Consider the following 18257-nt stretch of genomic DNA (forward strand, 5'->3'; position numbering starts at 1 on the left):
CGAAGGGCCGCGCGCCCTCATCTCGGAGCTTGCATTCGGCGCGCCGCTCCGATCCAAGGCGCGACCGTCCGCGTTTTTCCTGACGGGCGAAGGATTTTCGATGCCGTTTCCGCAGACCCACCCGGCGCTGGCCCGCGCGCTCGCCGCGCAGGGCTACTCCGAGCCCACGCCCGTGCAGGCCGCCGTCCTCGCCGCCGAGGCCGACCGCGACCTGCTGGTCAGCGCCCAGACCGGCTCGGGCAAGACCGTCGCCTTCGGCCTCGCCGCCGCCGGCCCGCTGCTCGGCGGGGCCGAGCGCTTCGGCGCGCCCGGGGCGCCGCTGGGCCTCGTCATCGCGCCCACCCGCGAACTCGCCATGCAGGTGAGCCGCGAGCTGGCGTGGCTGTACGCCGAGGCGGGGGTGCGGGTGGAGACCTGCGTCGGCGGCACCGATGCGCGGCGCGAGCAGCGCGGCCTGCAGGCCGGCTGCCACGTCGTGGTCGGCACGCCCGGGCGCCTGCGCGACCACCTGGAGCGGGGGAACCTCGACCTGTCGGCCCTGCGCGTCGTGGTCCTCGACGAGGCCGACGAGATGCTCGACCTCGGCTTCCGGGAAGACCTGGAGGAAATCCTCGATTCCACGCCCGCCGAGCGGCGGACCCTGCTGTTCTCGGCGACCATCGCCAAGGATATCGCCGCCCTGGCGCGCCGCTATCAGCGCGACGCCGAGCGCATCGACACCACGCGTCGCGACGAAGCCCACGGCGATATCGAGTACCGGGTCGTGCGGGTCGCGCCCAACGACGTCGAGCACGCCGTCGTCAACCTGCTGCGCTACTTCGAATCCCCCGGCGCCCTGGTGTTCTGCGCCACGCGCGAGCGGGTGCGCCAGCTCTACGGGGCGCTGCGCGAGCGCGGCTTCCCGGTCGTGGCCCTGTCGGGCGAGCTCTCCCAGAAGGAGCGCAGCGACGCGCTCCAGGCCCTGCGCGACGGCCATGCGCGCGCCTGCGTCGCCACGGACGTGGCCGCCCGGGGCCTCGACCTGCCCGACCTCGGCCTCGTGATCCACGCCGACCTGCCGGCCAACAAGGCGACCCTTCTCCACCGCAGCGGCCGCACCGGCCGGGCCGGCCGCAAGGGCGTCTCGGTGATCCTCGCGCCCTACCAGAAGCAGCGCCTGGTCCAGCGTCTGCTCGACACCGCCGCCATCGAGGCCCAGTGGTCCGGGCCGCCCCTGGCCGAGGAGATCCGCGCCAAGGACGAGGAGCGGCTGCTGGCAGATCCGGCCCTGACCGAGCCCGCCTCGCCCGAGGACCAGGCCCTGGCCGAGCGCATCCTGGCCGGCAGCACGCCCCAGGCGGTGGCCGCGGCCCTGGTGCGCCTCTACCGCGCCCGCCTGCCCGAACCGGAGGAGCTGTTCGACGAGGGTGGCGGCGCGCCGCCGCCGCCGCGCGGCGAGCGTCCGCGGGCCGAACGCTCCGAACGGCCCGAGCGCCGCGCCTCCGCCGACCACGCCGTGGGCGGCGGCGCCTGGTTCCGCATGGCGGTCGGCCGCAGCAACAACGCCGATCCCAAGTGGCTCGTGCCGCTGATCTGCCGGGTCGGCCACGTGACCAAGAAGGACATCGGCGAGATCCGCATCTTCGACCGCGAGACCAAGTTCGAGATCTCGCCCGAGGCCGAGCCGCGCTTCCGCGAGGCGATCAAGGCCGCGCGCGAGGCCGGCGACATGCGGGTCGAGCCGGCGGGCGCCCCGGGCCCGAAGGCGCCGCGCGGCGCAGCGCCGCAGACGCGATCCGGCCCGCCCCGCAATGCGCGGCCCGGCCCCCGCAAGGGCCCGCCGCCCGGCGATGGTCCGCCGCTGCGCAAGAAGCCCAAGCGGCGCAAGGCCAACGGCTGACCCGCGCTAATTTGCAGCGCGCGCGCCCCCGCGGCGCACGCTAGCCTGCGCCCGTGACCGAGACGCCGATTCCCGTGAACCAGCCCGCCGCCAAGCGCGCCGCCGCCAAGCCAGCTCCGGCCAAGCCGGGCGGACTGATCCGCTCGTCGATGGTCTATTCCGGCTTCACCCTGATCAGCCGGTTCATGGGCTTCTTCCGCGACCTGGCGGTCACCTACGCCATGGGCGCGAGCGCCACCTTCGCGGCCGACGCCTTCAACACCGCCGCGGCGTTCCCGAACCTGTTCCGGCGGATCTTCGCCGAGGGCGCCTTCGCCGCGGCTTTCGTGCCCGCCTATTCGCGCAGCCTGGAGAAGGACGGCGAAGAAGTGGCCGACGTGCTGGCCGCCGACGCCATGGCCGTCCTGGCCGCCGCGACCATCGCGATCACCGTGCTGGCCGAGCTGACCATGCCCTGGCTGATGTACCTGATCGCGCCGGGCTTCGCGGCCAACCCGCAGAAGTTCCACCTGGCGGTGATCCTGACCATGATCACCATGCCCTACCTGCCGTGCATGGCGATCTACGCCCACCTGTCCGGCGTGCTGAACGCGCGCAACCGTTTCATCCTGTCGGCCTCGGCGCCGATCCTGCTGAACCTCTGGACCCTGGTCGCCGTGCTGCCGACCAAGACGCCGGTCCAGGCGGCGGAGTGGGCCTCGGTGGGGGTGATCTTCGCCGGCATCAGCCAGGCGGCCCTGCTCTGGTGGGGCTGCAAGCGGACAGGGGCCCATGTCGGCTTCCGCTGGCCGCGGCTGACGCCGGACATCAAGAAGCTGATCATGCTGGCGGTGCCGGGCGCCATCGCCGCCAGCGCCACCCAGATCAACATCTTCGTCTCGGGCATCCTGGTCAGCCAGGTGAACGGCGCGCGGACCTGGCTGGCGGTGTGCGACCGTCTCTACCAGCTGCCCCAGGGCCTCGTGGGCGTGGCCATCGGCGTCGCCCTGCTGCCGCAGCTCTCGCGGGCCGCCAGCGCCGACGACAAGCCCGCCACCCGCGCCGCCATGGACCAGGCGATCGTCTTCGCCCTGGCGCTGTGCCTGCCGGCCGCGGCCGCGCTCGCCTCGATCCCGTTCTTCATGATCGACGCCCTCTACACCCGCGGCGAATTCACCACCGCCGACGCCCACCAGACGGCGGCGGCGCTGATGCACTACGGCTGGGGCGTGCCGGCCTTCGTCCTGGCGCAGATCTTCAATCGCGCCTTCTTCGCCCACCAGGACACCAAGACGCCGATGCGTTACGGCCTGATCACGGTGGGGGTGAACATCGGTGTCGGCGTCACCCTGTTCCACCTGATCGGCGTCGCCGGGATCGCCGCGGCCACCGCGGTCGCCTGGTGGCTGAACGTCATCATGATGGCCTGGGAGCTGCATCGCCGCGACCACTACACCCCGAGCGCGCGGGCGGTGTCGCGGGTGCTGCGCATCCTTATCGCCAGCGTCGTGCTCGGCGGCCTGCTGGGCCTCGCCTCCCACTTCCGCGGCGCCATCGAGCACGTGCTCTCGGCGATCGCCTTCGGCCCGGTGCACGGCAAGGAGCTGGCCATCGTCGTCGTGGTGATAGCGGCCGGGGCGATCTATCCGCTGCTGCTGTTCGCCGTCGGCGGCCTGACCCTCACCGAGGCCAAGGCGGCGCTGCGGCGGCGCAAGGGCGCGGCGCCGGAAGGTCCGGCGGACTTGCCCTAGGCCAGGCCTGGGACTAGATCGCAGCCATCATGGCGCTCCGGACGACCAGCAGCTGGCGATGGCGGGCCTAGGCCCGAACCCCTGATCCGAAACGGGGGCTTGCCCCCGCACGTCCGTTCGTACCAGAAGCCGATCCCATCATGACCGACCAAGCTCCGGCCCCCTACGCGGGCCCCAAGCGCGTGCTCTCCGGCGTCCAGCCGTCGGGCGACCTGCACCTGGGCAACTATCTCGGCGCCCTCGCCAAGTTCGCCAAGCTGCAGCACGAGACGCCGACCTTCATCTTCGTGGCCGACTACCACGCCATCACCGTGTGGCAGGACCCGGCGAAGCTGAAGCAGCAGGTGCGCGAGATCGCCGCCGCCTACCTGGCCACCGGCCTCGACCCCAAGGTCGCCAGCATCTTCGCCCAGTCCGGCGTGCCCGAGCACGCCGAGCTCGCCTGGGTGTTCAACTGCGTCGCCCGCCTCGGCTGGCTCGACCGGATGACCCAGTTCAAGGAGAAATCCGGCAAGCACAAGGAGCGGGCGAGCGTCGGGCTCTACACCTATCCGGTGCTCCAGGCGGCCGACATCCTGATCTACAAGGCCACCCACGTGCCGGTGGGCGAGGACCAGAAGCAGCACCTGGAGCTGACCCGCGACATCGCCGGCAAGTTCAACCACGACTTCGGCGTGCCGAACTACTTCCCCCTGCCCGACCCGCTGATCCAGGGGCCCGGGGCGCGGATCATGAGCCTGCGCGACGGCAAGGCGAAGATGTCGAAGTCCGATCCGTCGGACTACTCGCGCATCAACCTGACCGACGACGCCGACGCCATCGCCCAGAAGATCCGCAAGGCGCGCACCGATCCGGAGCCGCTTCCGGCGACGCTGGAGGAACTGAAGGAGCGGCCCGAGGCCGAGAACCTGGTGGGCATCTATGCGGCGCTGGCGGAGATGACCTCCGAACAGGTGCTGGGCGAATTCGCCGGCCAGGGCTTCGGGGTGTTCAAGCCCAAGCTCGCCGACCTCGCCGTGGAGAAGCTCGGCCCGATCGGCGGCGAGATGCGCCGGCTGCTGGGCGACCCCGCCGAGATCGACCGGGTCCTGGCCGAGGGCGCCGCCCGCGCCCGCGAGATCGCCGCCCCGACCATGGCCGAGGTGCGCAAGATCGTCGGCTTCTGGGCCGGCTGATCGCCTCTCCCGCGTGCGGGAGAGGGCAGGGTGGGGGCCGGCTCGTGCAGTCGGTTCGCACCGGATGCCCGCCCGAGGGCCCTTGAGGCGTCATCGGGAGCTGGCCCAGCCGCCCCTCATCCTACCCTCTCCCCTCGCTCGGCGAGGGGAGAGGCGTTTGGCGCGCTTGCAAGGCGCGCCGCCTGCCCTCACATCTTGCCCATGTTCATCCAGACCGAAGCGACCCCGAACCCCGAAGTCCTCAAGTTCCTGCCCGGCCGCGAGGTGATGGGCGAGGGCAGCCGCGACTTCCGTAGCGCCGAGGAGGCCGCCGCCGCGCCTCTGGCGGCCGAACTGTTCGGGCTGGAGGGCGTCACCCGCGTCTTCTTCGGCCCCGACTTCCTGACCGTCGGCAAGGCCGAGACCCACGACTGGTCGCACCTGAAGGCGCCGATCCTGGCGGCCATCATGGATCATTTCTCCTCCGGAAAGCCGTTGTTCGCGGGAGAGGGCGAGGCGGTCGGCCATGACGAGGGCGTCTACGAGGGCGAGACCGCCCAGATCGTCGCCGAGATCAAGGACCTGCTTGACACCCGCATCCGCCCGGCGGTGGCCCAGGACGGCGGTGACATCCTGTTCAGCCGCTTCGACGTTGAGACCGGGGTTGTCTGGCTCAACATGCGCGGGGCCTGCTCGGGCTGTCCGTCGTCCACCGCCACCCTGCGCGCCGGCGTCGAGAACATGCTCAAGCACTACGTTCCCGAGGTCACACGGGTGGAACAGACGCTCTAGACCCGCTATCGGGCGGGCGTGATCGTCCTCGGACTCGATACCTGCCTTTCGAGCTGCTCCGTCGCCGTCCTCGACACCGAGGCGGGGGGCGGCGGGCGCGTGCTCGCCTACGGGGCGGAGGTGATGGCCCGCGGCCACCAGGAGCGGCTGGCGCCCATGGCCCAGGCGGTGATGGCCGACGCCGGGCTCGCCTTTGGCGCCCTGGAGCGGATCGCCGTGACCGTCGGCCCCGGCTCCTTCACCGGCCTGCGCGTCGGCGTCGCCTTCGCCAAGGGCCTGGCGGCCTCGCTCTCCATCGGCGCGGCGGGCGTCGGCACGCTCGAGGCGCTGGCCGCCGAGGCGCCCGGCCTGGTGTTCGCCGCCATCGACGCCCGCCGCGACCAGATCTACCTGCAGGCCTTCGAGGACGGCCACGCCCTGATGGCGCCCGACGCCCTGCACATCGACACCGCCGCCGCGCGCCTGGCCGAGATCGCCGGCGGCCGCACCCCGACCCTGGTCGGCTCCGGCGCGGCCCTGCTGGCGCCGATGATCACCGGCGCGCCGGTGATCGCCGCCGAGGGCTGCGACGCCCGCAAGGTGGCGCGCCTGGGCGCCGCCCGCGCGCCCTCGCCCCTTCGCCCGCTCTATCTGCGCGCGCCCGACGCCAAGCTGCCGGCCAGCGCCCGGGACAATCCCGCCGCATGAAGCTGATCCGCGCCACCGCCACCGAGGCCGCCGGTATGGCGCAGGCGCACGCCGGCGCCTTCGCCGACTCCTGGCGCGAGGAGGACTTCGAGGACCTGCTCGAGGGCGACGGGGTGTTCGGCTTCCTCGCTGTCGACGACGAGGACCGGCCGCTGGGCGTGATCCTCAGCCGCATCGCGGCCGGCGAGATGGAGGTGCTGACCGTCGGCGTGCGGCCCGAAGCCCGCCGGCTCGGAGTCGCCAAGGCGCTGATGACCGCGGCCCTGGGCGTTGCCCGGCAAGCCGGCGCCGAGGCCTGTTTCCTCGAGGTGGCGGTGGACAACGACGGGGCCGGCGCCCTCTATGCCGGCCTCGGATTCCGTCGCGCCGGATTGCGCAAGCGCTACTACGATCGCGGAGCCGAGGGCATGATCGACGCCCTGGTCATGCGCCTCGATCTCAACACCCCGGCTTAACACCCCCGCTTAACGTCACGTCCACTTGACCTTATTTTAGCCGCCGAACGTATTTCAGGAGCCCCTTTTGCCGGACCGTATCGAGAAGCTCTGCGTCGACAAGGGCATGCGCATGACCGAGCAGCGCCGGGTGATCGCCCGGGTGCTGTCCGACGCGCACGACCATCCGGACGTCGAGGAGCTGCACCGCCGCGCCCACGCCATCGACCCGCACATCTCGATCGCCACGGTCTATCGGACGGTGCGCCTGTTCGAGGAGGCCGGGATCATCAACCGGCTCGACTTCCGAGACGGGCGCTCGCGCTATGAGGAGCAGCCTGAGGTCCACCACGACCACCTGATCGACATGAAGACCGGCAAGGTGATGGAGTTCTCGGACCCCGAGATCGAGGCCCTGCAGGAAGCGATCGCCCGACGCCTCGGCTATCGGCTGATCGACCACCGGCTCGAGCTGTTCGGCGTTCCCCTGGAAGACTGATGTCCGATCCCGCGGCGACCAAGCGCCTCTACATCAAGACCTACGGCTGTCAGATGAACGTCTACGACAGCGAGCGGATGGCCGACGTGCTGGCGCCGCTGGGCTATGGCGTGACCGAGGATCCCGCGGCCGCGGACCTCGTGGTGCTGAACACCTGCCATATCCGCGAGAAGGCCACCGAGAAGGTCTATTCCGAGCTTGGCCAACTGAAGCTGATGAAGCAGGCGCGCGCCGGCGAGGGCGCAGAGATGACCATCGCGGTCGCCGGCTGCGTCGCCCAGGCGGAGGGCGAGGAAATCATGCGCCGCCAGCCTGCGGTGGACCTCGTGGTCGGGCCGCAGTCCTATCACCAGCTGCCCGAGCTGATCGCCCGCGCCCACCGCGCCCGCGGCGAGCGGCTGGCCGCCGACTTCGCGGCCGACGAGAAGTTCGACGCCCTGCCGACCGAGCGCCGGCCGACCGGCGTCACGGCCTTCCTGACGGTGCAGGAGGGTTGCGACAAGTTCTGCACCTTCTGCGTGGTGCCCTACACCCGCGGCGCGGAGTGGTCGCGCCCGGCCGAGGCCATCGAGGCGGAAGCCCGGGCGCTGGCGGAGAAGGGCGTGCGCGAGGTCACCCTGCTGGGCCAGAACGTCAACGCCTACGCAGCGCCGGACGACGAAAAGGGGGGCGGGCTCGCCGCCCTGGTCCGCCGGCTGGCCAGGATCGATGGCCTGGACCGCATCCGCTACACCACCAGCCACCCGCGCGACATGGACGAGGCGCTGATCGCCGCCCACGGCGAGGTGGAAGAGCTGATGCCCTATCTGCATCTGCCGGTGCAGTCCGGCTCGGACAAGGTGCTGAAGGCGATGAACCGGGCGCACACCGCCGAGAGCTACCTGCGCCTGATCGATAAGATCCGCGCCGCGCGGCCGGACATCGCCATCAGCGGCGACTTCATCGTCGGCTTCCCCGGCGAGCGGGACGCGGACTTCGAGGCCACCCTGCAGCTCATCCGCGAGGTGGGCTACGCCTCGGCGTTCTCCTTCAAGTACTCGCGCCGCCCGGGCACCCCGGCCGCGGCCATGCAGGGCCAGATCGCCGAGGCGGTGAAGGACGAGCGGCTGGCGCGGCTCCAGGCCCTCCTGGAAGAGCAGCAGGCGGCCTTCAACCTGAGCCAGGAAGGCAGGGTCCTGCCGGTGCTGTTCGAGAAGGCGGGCCGTCATCCGGGCCAGCTGATCGGCCGCAGCCCCTACCTCCAGGCCGTCCACGCCACCGCCCCGGATCGCCTGCTCGGCCAGATCGTTCCGGTGCGTGTCGACAGCGCAGCCAGGAACAGCCTGGCCGGCGTGCTGGAACTGGAGACCGCTTGAGGAACCCGACTTGAGCCGCGCGCCCGAGTTCATCCACCTGTCGGACGCCGCGGTGCGCGCGGTGGCCGGCGCCAATTCACGCCATGCCGCCCTGATCGAGGACGCCTTCGGGGTGCTCCTGGAGACGCCCGGCGGCGGGGTGTCCGTGCAGGGCGACTCCAAAGCCCGGGCCCAGGCCAAGAAGGCGGTGCAGACCATCGCCGAGCGGGCCGACCAGGGGCTGGAGATCGCCGAGGCGGACGTGCGCGTCGCCATCGGCCAGGCGAAGTCCGGCGGCCCAGGAGGCGCTTCGGCCGGCGGCCTGCCGGTCGGCCGGCGCGGCCAGGTGGCGCCCAAGACGGCGGCCCAGGCCAACTATCTCCAGGCGCTCGCCAAGTGCGACCTGACCTTCGGGCTCGGCCCGGCCGGCACGGGCAAGACCTTCCTCGCGGTGGCGCACGGCGCGGGCCTGTTGCTGCGCGGCGAGGTCGACCGGCTGATCGTCTCGCGCCCGGCCGTCGAGGCGGGTGAGCGGCTCGGCTTCCTGCCCGGCGACCTGACCGAGAAGGTCGACCCCTACATGGCCCCGGTCTGGGAGGCGCTGACCGACATCCTCGGCGCCGAGCAGTTGCGCCGTCGCCGGGAGAAGGGCGAGATCGAGGTGGCGCCGATCGCCTTCCTGCGCGGGCGCACCCTGAGCCACGCCTACATCATCGTCGACGAGGCGCAGAACGCCACGCGGCTGCAGATGAAGATGGTGCTGACGCGCCTCGGCGAAGGCGCGCGGATGGTGGTGACCGGCGACCCGACCCAGATCGACCTCGTCAATCCGCAGGACAGCGGCCTCGCCCATGCCGTGGGCCTGCTCGAGGACGTGAAGGGCATCGGCGTGGTCCGTTTCTCGGCCGAGGACGTGGTCCGCCACCCGCTGGTCGAGCGGATCGTCCGGGCCTACGACGCCGACGCGGCCAAGCGCGGACGCAGCTTTTGATCGACGTGGAGATCGAGGCTGCGGCCTGGACGGCGGCCCTGGCCGACGCCGAGGCCCTGACGCGCGCCGTCGCCGAGGCGGTCCTCGCCGAGGAGCGCCTGACGGACCGCAACCTCGTCGTGCTGCTCACCGACGACGAGGCGGTGCGGGCGCTGAACGCCCAGTTCCGCGACAAGGACAAGCCGACCAACGTCCTGTCCTTCCCGGCGCCGCCGAATCCGGAACAGCATCTGGGCGATGTCGCCCTGGCCTACGAGACCTGCGCCCGCGAGGCCGCCGAACAGGGCAAGCCGCTGGCCCATCATCTGCAGCATCTGGTGGCGCACGGGGTGCTCCACCTTCTAGGATACGACCACATGACCGATGAGGAGGCCGCCGACATGGAGGGCCTCGAGCGTGTGGTCCTGGCCAGACTGGGGATTCCCGATCCCTACGCGGCCGGCGAGGGAGACCATGACTGACGACCCGTCCAGTCGATCCGATCCGCCCCGACGACGGGGTCTGATGGGTCTGTTCGACCGATTCCGCGGGCGCGAGCCCGAGGCGCACCACGCCGCCGACGAGCCGTCCGACGCCGCCGCCGAGGAGCTGGTGAGCCAGGCGCGCGCCTTCGACGACCTGACCGTCGACGACGTGATGAAGCCCCGCGCCGACATCGTCGCCATCGAGAGGGGCTGCACCTTCGCCGAGCTGGTCGACCGCTTCGTGGAGGCCGAGCACAGCCGGATGCCGGTCTACAAGGAGACCCTCGACGAGCCCTGCGGCGTCGTCCACGTGAAGGACGTCTTCAAGCTGCTGGCCGCCAAGCCGGCGCGGCGGCCGAAGCCCGAGGACAAGGTGCTGCAGGGCCGGCGGCACCTGCTGCGCGAGGTGCTCTACGTGCCGGGCTCCATGCCGGCTTCGGACCTCCTGGCGCAGATGCGCGCCAAGCGGACCCACATGGCCCTGGTGATCGACGAATTCGGCGGCACCGACGGCCTGGTGACGCTGGAGGACCTGCTGGAGAAGCTGGTCGGCGACATCTCCGACGAGCACGACGAGGCCGAGGACGAGGTCGCCGGCGGCATCGCCAGCGACGACGGCGGCTGGCTGGTGGACGGGCGCGCCTCGCTCGAGGACCTGGAAGCCGCCCTCGGCGAGGGGGTCGATCTCGCCCCGCCCGACCTCGACGAGGAGATCGACACCGTGGCGGGCCTCGTCAACGCCCTGGCCGGACGGGTGCCGCAGCGGCGCGAGACCATCGCTCACCCGGGCGGCTATCTGATCGAGGTGCTGTCGGCCGATCCGCGGCGGGTGAAGCGGGTGCGCGTGCGCCGCTCGGCCGTGGCCGCCTCAGAAACCTGATCCTGAGCCGTTGACGCAGCCGCTTCCTCCATCGCCCCGGCCCGCATTGCGCCGACCTTGGGCCCTTCGCCTCTGGTCGCTGTGCGCGGGCCTGGCCGCGGCCCTGGCCCATCCGCCGTTCGGGGTCCTGCCGGGCCTGCTTGGCTACGCCCTGCTGATGGGGCTGCTGGATGCGGTGGGCGAGCGCCCGCTGCGCTCGGCGTTCCTGCGCGGCTGGCTGGCCGGCGTCGGCTACTTCGGCGTCGGCTGCTGGTGGATCGTCGAGCCGTTCTTCGTCGACGCCAAGAACCAGGCCTGGATGGCCCCCATCGCCCTGCCGTTGATGGCCGGAGGCCTCGCCCTGTTCTGGGGTGCGGCCGGCCTCGCCTATCGGCTGGCGGCGCGCAACAACACCGCCCGCGTCCTCGTCTTCGCCGGCTGCTTCGCGCTGCTGGAATGGCTGCGCGGCCACGTGCTCACCGGCTTTCCCTGGGACCTGCCGGGCGAGGCCTGGCGGGCCGGCTCGGCGCCATCGCAGGCCGCCAGCCTGGTGGGCGCCTATGGCCTGAGCTGGCTGACGCTGGCGCTGGGCGCCGCGCCGGCCCTGCTGCTGGACCGGACCAGCCGGGCGGAGAAGGCGATCACCGCCGCCGTCATCGCCGGCTTCGTCGGCCTGCTCTACGCCTATGGCGCGATCCGCATCTCCCAGGCCCCGACGCCCGCGCCGGGCGCCCCGCTGATCCGCGTGGTCCAGGCCGACATCGACCAGAAGGACAAGTGGAAGCCGGAGAACCTGGCCTCCATTTTCGAGACCTACGTCAGCCTGTCCCGCAAGGCCGGGCCCGCCCATCCCGACATCGTCGTCTGGCCCGAAGGCGCCCTGCCCGCGGTGATCGACGAGCTGGTGTCGCCGGGCTCGCCCTATGGACCGCGCCTGCGCGATGCGTTGGATCCCGGCCAGACACTGCTGATGGGCGCCAACCGCGCCGAGGCCCGGCCGGGCGAGACCGACTACCTCTACTTCAACAGCCTGATCGCCTTCCGCCGCGAGGCCGAGGGGCTGAGGGTCACGGCGATCTACGACAAGTACCGGCTGGTGCCGTTCGGCGAGTACATGCCGCTGGGCAAGCTCGCCACCAAGGTGGGCTTCCGCAGCCTCGTGCACATGCCCGACGACTTCACCGCCGGGCCGGAGCCCAAACCGGTGACGCCCTGGGGCGTGCCGGCGGTCCAGCCGCTGATCTGCTACGAGGCCCTGTTCCCCGGCTTCACCCGCGCCGCCGCCGTCCGCTCGGGCCTGCGCCCGGCATGGATCCTGAATGTCTCCAACGACGCCTGGTTCGGCCGCACGAGCGGCCCGCTGCAGCACCTCAACATGGCGAGCTACCGGGCCATCGAGGAAGGCCTGCCGATCGTACGGGCGACGCCGACCGGCGTCTCGGCGGTGATCGACGCCTTCGGCCGTACCCAATCCGGGGCGCGGCTCGGACTCGGCGAGCTCGGGGTCATCGACGCGCGCCTGCCGCCGGCGCTCAGGCCCACCCTCTACGCCCGTTTCGGCGACACCGGCTTCGCCCTGATGCTCGTTCTGTCGGCGCTGGTGATCGTTGCGAACCGCTTTCAGCGACCGATGGTCGATTGACAGCGGCGTAAATCGCCTCCTTAGAAGCGCCGCTACGGAGGGGGCATGGACAAGCTTGTTGAACTCGACCGCGGGCCGAACCCTGTGGATCGGCACGTGGGCCTGCGCATCCGGATGCGCCGGAAGGAACTGGGCATCAGCCAGGAGCGGCTCGCCGAGGCGGTGGGCCTGACCTTCCAGCAGATCCAGAAATACGAGCGCGCGGCCAACCGGGTCAGCGCCTCGAAGCTGTGGGAGCTGTCGCAGGCGCTGCGCACCAACATCGCCTACTTCTATGAGGGCCTGCTCGAGATGGGCGCCGAGCACCTGCCGCGGGAGAGCATGCAGGACTTCCTGCTGACGCCCGAGGGCCTGGAGCTCGCCGCCACCTTCCCGCGCATCGAAAGCGCCCGCCTGCGCCGCAAGGTGCTGGAGCTGGTGCGGGCGCTGGTGGAAGAGCCGGAAAGCGTCGAGGCCTGAACGCGGCGGCTTGAGCGGGCCCGACGTCGGGCCCCATTTCCGCGTCGGCGCATTCGGCCGCGCTTGGCGGGACATAAAGACTTCTTTATAGGCTTTGCGACCTCGTTAGACGGCCGCCCCCCGGAGCGAATCCGGGCGCGCGCGGCCGTGATTTCCGGAGAGAGCGCTTGAGCCGTTCCAACTACATCTTCACCTCCGAGAGCGTGTCCGAGGGTCACCCGGACAAGGTCGCCGATCGGATCTCCGACACCGTGGTCGACGCCTTCCTGAGCGTCGAGCCGGAGGCGCGCGTCGCCTGCGAGACCCTGGTGACGACCAACCGCATCGTCCTGGCCGGCGAAGTCCGCGCCGGCCGGCCGGGCGCCTCGAAGGCCGAGAACAAGGCCCTCACCAAGGAGATCGTGAAGAGCCTGGAGCCGAAGGTGCGCCAGGCGGTGAAGGACATCGGCTACGAGCAGAAGGGCTTCCACTGGGCCAAGGCCAAGTACGCCTGCTACCTGCACGAACAGTCCCAGCACATCGCCCAGGGTGTCGACGCCTCCGAGAAGAAGGACGAGGGCGCCGGCGACCAGGGCATCATGTTCGGCTACGCCTGTGACGAGACCCCCGCGCTGATGCCGGCGACGCTGCAGTACTCGCACGACATCCTGCGCAAGCTGGCCGAGGTGCGTCACTCCGGCGAGTGCCACGTGCTCGAGCCCGACGCCAAGAGCCAGGTCACCCTGCGCTACGAGAACGGCCGCCCGGTCGAGGTGCTGCAGATCGTCGTCTCGACCCAGCACAAGAAGCGCATCGGCCTGCACAGCTGCACGCCCAAGCGGCTGATGGCCGAGATCCGCCCCTATGTGGAGAGCGTCTTCCCCGAGGGACTGATCACCAAGAAGACCAAGTGGCACGTCAACCCGACGGGCCGCTTCGAGATCGGCGGTCCGGACGGCGACGCCGGCCTCACCGGCCGCAAGATCATCGTCGACACCTACGGCGGCGCGGCGCCGCACGGCGGCGGCGCCTTCTCTGGCAAGGATCCGACCAAGGTGGACCGCTCGGCCGCCTACGCCTGCCGCTACCTGGCGAAGAACGTTGTCGCCGCGGGCCTGGCCAAGAAGTGCACGATCCAGATCAGCTATGCGATCGGCGTCGCCCAGCCGCTGAGCTTCTATGTCGACCTGCACGAGACCGGCGAGATCGACCCGGCCAAGCTCGAGATCGCCCTGCCGGAGATGATCGGCGGCGCCACGCCGCGGGCCATCCGCGAGCACCTCGGCCTCAATCGCCCGATCTACGCCCGCACCGCGGCCTACGGCCACTTCGGCCGCCAGCCCGACAACGAGGGCGGCTTCTCCTGGGAGCGCACGGACCTCGTCGACCAGCTGCGCGGCCTGGCGTAAGCCTGGGTGTCATCCCGGAAAGCCGCCAGAGCGGCTTGTCCGGGACCCATCGCGCCGGATTTCGGAGACGCCCCGCGGCGTCGTCTCATTCAGGCCTGGATCATCGACGTCGTGGGTCCCGGTCCTTGGCTGCGCCAAAACCGGGATGACACGTGGTAGTTGGCTGACGATGTCCGACGAAGCTCACCCCGCCCTGCGCACCTACGGCCGCATCAAGTCGCGGCCGATCAAGCCGCGGCAGGCCGCGCTGCTGGACAGCCTGCTGCCCCGGATCCGGGCGCCGCAGGAGCCCTTCGATCCCAAGGCGCTGGCCCCGCAGGCCCGCGCCTGCTGGCTGGAGATCGGCTTCGGCGGCGGCGAGCACATGGCCACCCAGGCGGCCCGCCGTCCCGACGTGCTGGTTATCGGCGCCGAGCCCTTCCAGAACGGGGTGGCGAGCGCCCTGCGCCACATCGACGAGCAGGGCCTGACCAACGTCCGCGTCCAGGACGGCGACGCCCGCGAGCTCCTGGCCCGCCTGCCCGACGCCAGCGTCGAGCGCGTGTTCGTGCTGTTCCCCGATCCCTGGCCCAAGGCGCGCCACCACAAGCGGCGACTGATCCAGGCCGAGACCGTCGCCGAGCTGGCCCGTGTGCTGAAGCCGGGCGGGCGCCTGCGCTTCGCCTCGGATGTCGCCCACTATGTGGACTGGGCCCTGGAGCGGATCCTGGCCAATCCCGCCTTCCGCTGGAGGGCCGACCGCGCGGACGACTGGCGCAAGCGCCCGGCCGACCACGTCACCACCCGCTATGAGGAAAAGCGCCTGGGCGACTGCGCCCCGGTGTTCCTGGATTTCGAGCGGGCCTGACGATGCTCCCCCGAGGGGGAGCATCGGCCCACCCTCACGCCTCGGCGGCGTAGCGCTCGATCGACTGGCGGATCAGGTCGCCGGCTTCCTCGGCGTCGGCCCAGCGCACGATCTCGACGCTCTTGCCCTTCTCCAGGTCCTTGTAGTGCTTGAAGAAGTGCGCGATCTGCTCGGTGACGATCGAGGGCAGGGCCCGCCAGGAATCCACGCCGCCGTAATAGGGGTGCAGCTTGTCCACCGGCACGGCGAGGATCTTCTCATCGCCGCCCGCCTCGTCGCGCATGATCAGGGCGCCGATGGGACGGCAGCGGATGATCACGCCGGGCGCCACCGGCGTCGGCCCCACCACCATGATGTCCATCGGATCGCCGTCGTCGGCGAGGGTGTGCGGGATGAAGCCGTAGTTGCCCGGATAGAACATGGCGGTGTGCAGGAAGCGGTCGACGAACATGGCGCCGCTTTCCTTGTCGAGCTCGTACTTCACCGGCTCGCCGCCCTGCGGGATCTCGATGACCGCGTTGACGTCGTAGGGCGGGTTCTGCCCGACGGGAATCTTGGAGAGGTCCATGGGGAGGATGACCTTCTGAAGAGGGACACACAAAGAGGCGCGCTCTCTGGACCATCCGCACGCCTGAGGAAAGGGGTCCACGCAATGAGGGCTGACAAAGGCGCGCGGCCGGCCTATATTCCCCACAACATCGCTGATCGCGCTGGATGGCGCTTTCAAGCGGCGGGCCCCGGCCCGGCCGCTTTTTTCTTTGCCGGAGGACGGCCAAGCTCATGCGCGGGAAGACCGCCGAGGACGCAAGACTGCTGGAGCTGCTCGACCCCGTGGCCGAGGCCGCGGGCTACGGCATCGTCCGGCTGCGCCTGATGGGCGGGTCCGAGAAGCGCCGCCTGCAGATCATGGCCGAAGACGCCAACGGCGAGATGCTGATCGAGGACTGCGCCAAGCTGTCGCGCGCCATCTCCGAGGTGATGGACGCCGCCGATCCGATCGCCGGCGAATACACCCTGGAAGTCTCCTCGCCAGGCGTCGACCGCCCGCTGACCCGCAAGGAAGATTTCGAGACCTACGAGGGCTACGAGGCGCGCCTCGAGCTCGACCGCCTGGCCGAGGGCCGCAAGCGCTTCCGCGGCGTGCTGGCGGGCGTCGACGGCGACAACATCGCCATCGACCTGGAAGGCGAGGAGGAGACCACCCTCATCCCCTTCGCCTGGATCGTCGAAGCCAAGCTGGTGATGACCGACGAGCTGATGAAACGCGGCGCCCAATCCCGGGCCGCCCGACTGCAACAACAAGACACCGAGTAAGAGGCAAATCCCATGAGCCTGACCGGCATTTCCGCCAACCGGCTTGAGCTTCTGCAGATCGCCGAGGCCGTGGCCCGCGAGAAGGCGATCGACAAGGAGATCGTCATCGAGGCGATCGAGGACGCCATCCAGAAGGGCGCCCGCGCCCGCTATGGCGCCGAGCACGACATCCGCGTGCACATCGATCCCAAGACCGGCGAGACCACCATCAAGCGCGTGGTCACGGTGGTGGACGACGAGGCCACCTTCGGCGGCGGGTTCGACGAGGAAGGCAACGAGCTGCCCTTCGAGGAGCCGGCGGGCATCATCCGCCTGGCCGACGCCAAGCGCACCGACAAGGACGCCTTCGTGGGCAAGACCTACGAGGAGACCCTGCCGCCCTTCGAGTTCGGCCGGGTGCAGACCCAGATGGCCCGCCAGGTGGTGATGGGCAAGGTCCGCGAGGCTGAGCGCGAGCGCCAGCACGAGGAGTTCAAGGACCGCGTCGGCGAGATCGTGAACGGCGTCGTCAAGCGCGTCGAATACGGCAACGTCATCGTCGACCTGGGCCGCGGCGAGGGCATCATGCGCCGCGACCAGTCGATCCCGCGCGAGAACTTCAACATCGGCGACCGGATCCGCTGCTACATCTACGACGTCCGCCGCGAGACCAAGGGCCCGCAGATCCTGCTCAGCCGCGCCCACGGCGGCTTCATGGCCAAGCTGTTCGCGCAGGAAGTGCCGGAGGTCTACGACGGGGTCATCGAGATCCGCGCCGTGGCCCGCGACCCGGGCAGCCGCGCCAAGATGGCGGTGGTCTCCAACGACAGCTCGATCGATCCCGTGGGCGCCTGCGTCGGCATGCGCGGTTCGCGCGTGCAGGCGGTCGTGGCCGAGCTGCAGGGCGAGAAGATCGACATCATCCAGTGGTCGCCGGACGATCCCACCTTCATCGTCAACGCCCTGGCGCCGGCGGAAGTCTCCAAGGTCGTCATGGACGAGGAAGACAACCGCGTCGAAGTGGTCGTGCCGGACGAGCAGCTGTCGCTGGCCATCGGCCGCCGCGGCCAGAACGTCCGTCTGGCGAGCCAGCTGACCGGCTGGCAGATCGACATCATCACCGAGAGCCAGGAGAGCGAGCGCCGCCAGCGCGAGTTCACCGAGCGCACGGCCCTGTTCCAGGAAGCCCTGGACGTGGACGAGGTGATCGCCCAGCTGCTGGTCACCGAAGGCTTCGCCTCGGTCGAGGACGTCGCCTACGTCGAGCCCTCGGAGATCGCGGCCATCGAAGGCTTCGACGAGGACACCGCCGAGGAGATCCAGGCCCGCGCCCGCGACTACCTGGAGAAGGAAGCCGCCGAGTACGACGCCAAGCGCCGCGAGCTGGGCGTCGAGGACGGCCTTCTGGAGATCGAGGGCGTCACCCTGCCGATGGCCGTGGCCCTCGGCGAAGGCGACGTGAAGACCGTGGAGGACCTCGCCGGCCTGGTGCCGGACGACCTGCGCGGCTGGTACGAGAGCAAGAACGGCGAGCGCGTCCGCGAGCCGGGCATCCTCGAGAGCTTCGGCCTGGATCCGGCCGACGCCGAGCTGCTGATCATGCGCGCCCGCGTGGCCATGGGCTGGGTCGAGGCGCCGCCGGAGCCCGAGCCCGAGGAAGACCTCGGTGAGGAACTCGGCGACGAGGCCGCCATCGAGGACACCGAGGCCTATGCCGAGGCCGAGATGGAAGGCGAGGCGCGCGACGCCTGACGCGTGCGGCCTGGCCCGAAAGGCCCGGTCGTGAGTTGAGACCTGTGAAGGCA

At 70.7% G+C, this 18257-nt stretch carries 18 protein-coding genes; 17 read left to right on the forward strand and 1 reads right to left on the reverse strand.

What is annotated here, in order from left to right; genetic code table 11:
* Positions 1 to 100: 100 nt before the first annotated feature.
* The 15 genes from DJ017_RS02445 to trmB all read left to right on the forward strand — a co-directional run bounded on the left by DJ017_RS02445 (position 101) and on the right by trmB (position 15159).
* Complete coding sequence (locus DJ017_RS02445) at positions 101 to 1879, forward strand: DEAD/DEAH box helicase (protein WP_111527217.1); 1779 nt, start codon at positions 101 to 103, stop codon at positions 1877 to 1879.
* Between the two features lie 53 nt (positions 1880 to 1932).
* The gene (gene murJ / locus DJ017_RS02450) at positions 1933 to 3609 is read left to right on the forward strand and encodes a murein biosynthesis integral membrane protein MurJ (protein WP_264371476.1); all 1677 of its coding nucleotides are present in this window, start codon (positions 1933 to 1935) and stop codon (positions 3607 to 3609) included.
* A gap of 140 nt (positions 3610 to 3749) precedes the next feature.
* Positions 3750 to 4784, forward strand: coding sequence for a tryptophan--tRNA ligase (gene trpS, locus DJ017_RS02455; protein WP_111527218.1), 1035 nt, complete (start codon positions 3750 to 3752; stop codon positions 4782 to 4784).
* A gap of 201 nt (positions 4785 to 4985) precedes the next feature.
* Positions 4986 to 5555: a NifU family protein gene (locus tag DJ017_RS02460; RefSeq protein ID WP_111527219.1), complete on the forward strand. Its 570-nt coding sequence runs from the start codon at positions 4986 to 4988 to the stop codon at positions 5553 to 5555.
* A gap of 21 nt (positions 5556 to 5576) precedes the next feature.
* Entirely contained in the window at positions 5577 to 6242 is a 666-nt protein-coding gene (gene tsaB, locus DJ017_RS02465; protein WP_111529935.1) for a tRNA (adenosine(37)-N6)-threonylcarbamoyltransferase complex dimerization subunit type 1 TsaB, read from the forward strand.
* Positions 6239 to 6697: a GNAT family N-acetyltransferase gene (locus DJ017_RS02470; RefSeq protein WP_111527220.1), complete on the forward strand. Its 459-nt coding sequence runs from the start codon at positions 6239 to 6241 to the stop codon at positions 6695 to 6697. Before tsaB ends, DJ017_RS02470 begins: the two co-directional genes overlap by 4 nt.
* A gap of 106 nt (positions 6698 to 6803) precedes the next feature.
* Positions 6804 to 7175: a Fur family transcriptional regulator gene (locus tag DJ017_RS02475; RefSeq protein ID WP_111529936.1), complete on the forward strand. Its 372-nt coding sequence runs from the start codon at positions 6804 to 6806 to the stop codon at positions 7173 to 7175.
* Entirely contained in the window at positions 7175 to 8530 is a 1356-nt protein-coding gene (gene miaB, locus DJ017_RS02480; RefSeq protein WP_111527221.1) for a tRNA (N6-isopentenyl adenosine(37)-C2)-methylthiotransferase MiaB, read from the forward strand. The genes DJ017_RS02475 and miaB overlap by 1 nt, the downstream gene beginning before the upstream one ends.
* A 10-nt stretch (positions 8531 to 8540) precedes the next feature.
* On the forward strand, positions 8541 to 9500 hold the full coding sequence (locus DJ017_RS02485) for a PhoH family protein (RefSeq protein ID WP_111527222.1): 960 nt from the start codon (positions 8541 to 8543) through the stop codon (positions 9498 to 9500).
* Positions 9497 to 9961, forward strand: a complete 465-nt coding sequence (gene ybeY, locus DJ017_RS02490) for an rRNA maturation RNase YbeY (protein ID WP_165830504.1) — start codon at positions 9497 to 9499, stop codon at positions 9959 to 9961. The genes DJ017_RS02485 and ybeY overlap by 4 nt, the downstream gene beginning before the upstream one ends.
* 43 nt (positions 9962 to 10004) lie before the next feature.
* The gene (locus tag DJ017_RS02495; RefSeq protein ID WP_226999988.1) at positions 10005 to 10844 is read left to right on the forward strand and encodes a hemolysin family protein; all 840 of its coding nucleotides are present in this window, start codon (positions 10005 to 10007) and stop codon (positions 10842 to 10844) included.
* 46 nt (positions 10845 to 10890) lie between these two features.
* On the forward strand, positions 10891 to 12465 hold the full coding sequence (lnt, locus tag DJ017_RS02500) for an apolipoprotein N-acyltransferase (RefSeq protein ID WP_226999989.1): 1575 nt from the start codon (positions 10891 to 10893) through the stop codon (positions 12463 to 12465).
* 45 nt (positions 12466 to 12510) lie between these two features.
* A complete protein-coding gene (locus DJ017_RS02505; protein ID WP_111527224.1) occupies positions 12511 to 12924 on the forward strand; it encodes a helix-turn-helix domain-containing protein in 414 nt (137 codons plus the stop codon).
* Positions 12925 to 13091: 167 nt separating this feature from the next.
* Positions 13092 to 14312, forward strand: a complete 1221-nt coding sequence (metK, locus tag DJ017_RS02510; RefSeq protein ID WP_111527225.1) for a methionine adenosyltransferase — start codon at positions 13092 to 13094, stop codon at positions 14310 to 14312.
* A 169-nt stretch (positions 14313 to 14481) separates the two neighbouring features.
* Positions 14482 to 15159 carry a tRNA (guanosine(46)-N7)-methyltransferase TrmB gene (gene trmB, locus DJ017_RS02515; protein ID WP_111527226.1) on the forward strand — a complete coding sequence of 226 codons (678 nt, stop codon included), beginning with the start codon at positions 14482 to 14484 and terminating at the stop codon, positions 15157 to 15159.
* A 34-nt stretch (positions 15160 to 15193) separates the two neighbouring features.
* Here trmB and ppa read toward each other — a convergent pair whose 3' ends face one another.
* A complete protein-coding gene (ppa, locus tag DJ017_RS02520; protein WP_111527227.1) occupies positions 15194 to 15727 on the reverse strand; it encodes an inorganic diphosphatase in 534 nt (177 codons plus the stop codon).
* 212 nt (positions 15728 to 15939) lie between these two features.
* Here ppa and rimP point away from each other — a divergent pair, with 212 nt between their 5' ends.
* Entirely contained in the window at positions 15940 to 16473 is a 534-nt protein-coding gene (rimP, locus tag DJ017_RS02525) for a ribosome maturation factor RimP (RefSeq protein WP_111527228.1), read from the forward strand.
* A 12-nt stretch (positions 16474 to 16485) separates the two neighbouring features.
* Complete coding sequence (nusA, locus tag DJ017_RS02530) at positions 16486 to 18204, forward strand: transcription termination factor NusA (RefSeq protein WP_111527229.1); 1719 nt, start codon at positions 16486 to 16488, stop codon at positions 18202 to 18204.
* The last annotated feature ends 53 nt before the right edge of the window (positions 18205 to 18257 follow it).

This window comes from Phenylobacterium soli (genome assembly GCF_003254475.1).
Taxonomy (GTDB): domain Bacteria; phylum Pseudomonadota; class Alphaproteobacteria; order Caulobacterales; family Caulobacteraceae; genus Phenylobacterium; species Phenylobacterium soli.

Excerpts from the sequence above, each read along its gene's own strand:
- DJ017_RS02445 (WP_111527217.1), top strand. The coding sequence starts at position 101 with ATGCCGTTTCCGCAGACCCACCCGGCGCTGGCCCGCGCGCTCGCCGCG.
- trpS (WP_111527218.1), top strand. The coding sequence starts at position 3,750 with ATGACCGACCAAGCTCCGGCCCCCTACGCGGGCCCCAAGCGCGTGCTC.
- DJ017_RS02460 (WP_111527219.1), top strand. The coding sequence starts at position 4,986 with ATGTTCATCCAGACCGAAGCGACCCCGAACCCCGAAGTCCTCAAGTTC.
- DJ017_RS02470 (WP_111527220.1), top strand. The coding sequence starts at position 6,239 with ATGAAGCTGATCCGCGCCACCGCCACCGAGGCCGCCGGTATGGCGCAG.
- DJ017_RS02475 (WP_111529936.1), top strand. The coding sequence starts at position 6,804 with ATGCGCATGACCGAGCAGCGCCGGGTGATCGCCCGGGTGCTGTCCGAC.
- miaB (WP_111527221.1), top strand. The coding sequence starts at position 7,175 with ATGTCCGATCCCGCGGCGACCAAGCGCCTCTACATCAAGACCTACGGC.
- DJ017_RS02495 (WP_226999988.1), top strand. The coding sequence starts at position 10,005 with ATGGGTCTGTTCGACCGATTCCGCGGGCGCGAGCCCGAGGCGCACCAC.
- DJ017_RS02505 (WP_111527224.1), top strand. The coding sequence starts at position 12,511 with ATGGACAAGCTTGTTGAACTCGACCGCGGGCCGAACCCTGTGGATCGG.
- trmB (WP_111527226.1), top strand. The coding sequence starts at position 14,482 with ATGTCCGACGAAGCTCACCCCGCCCTGCGCACCTACGGCCGCATCAAG.
- ppa (WP_111527227.1), bottom strand. The coding sequence starts at position 15,727 with ATGGACCTCTCCAAGATTCCCGTCGGGCAGAACCCGCCCTACGACGTC.
- rimP (WP_111527228.1), top strand. The coding sequence starts at position 15,940 with ATGCGCGGGAAGACCGCCGAGGACGCAAGACTGCTGGAGCTGCTCGAC.
- nusA (WP_111527229.1), top strand. The coding sequence starts at position 16,486 with ATGAGCCTGACCGGCATTTCCGCCAACCGGCTTGAGCTTCTGCAGATC.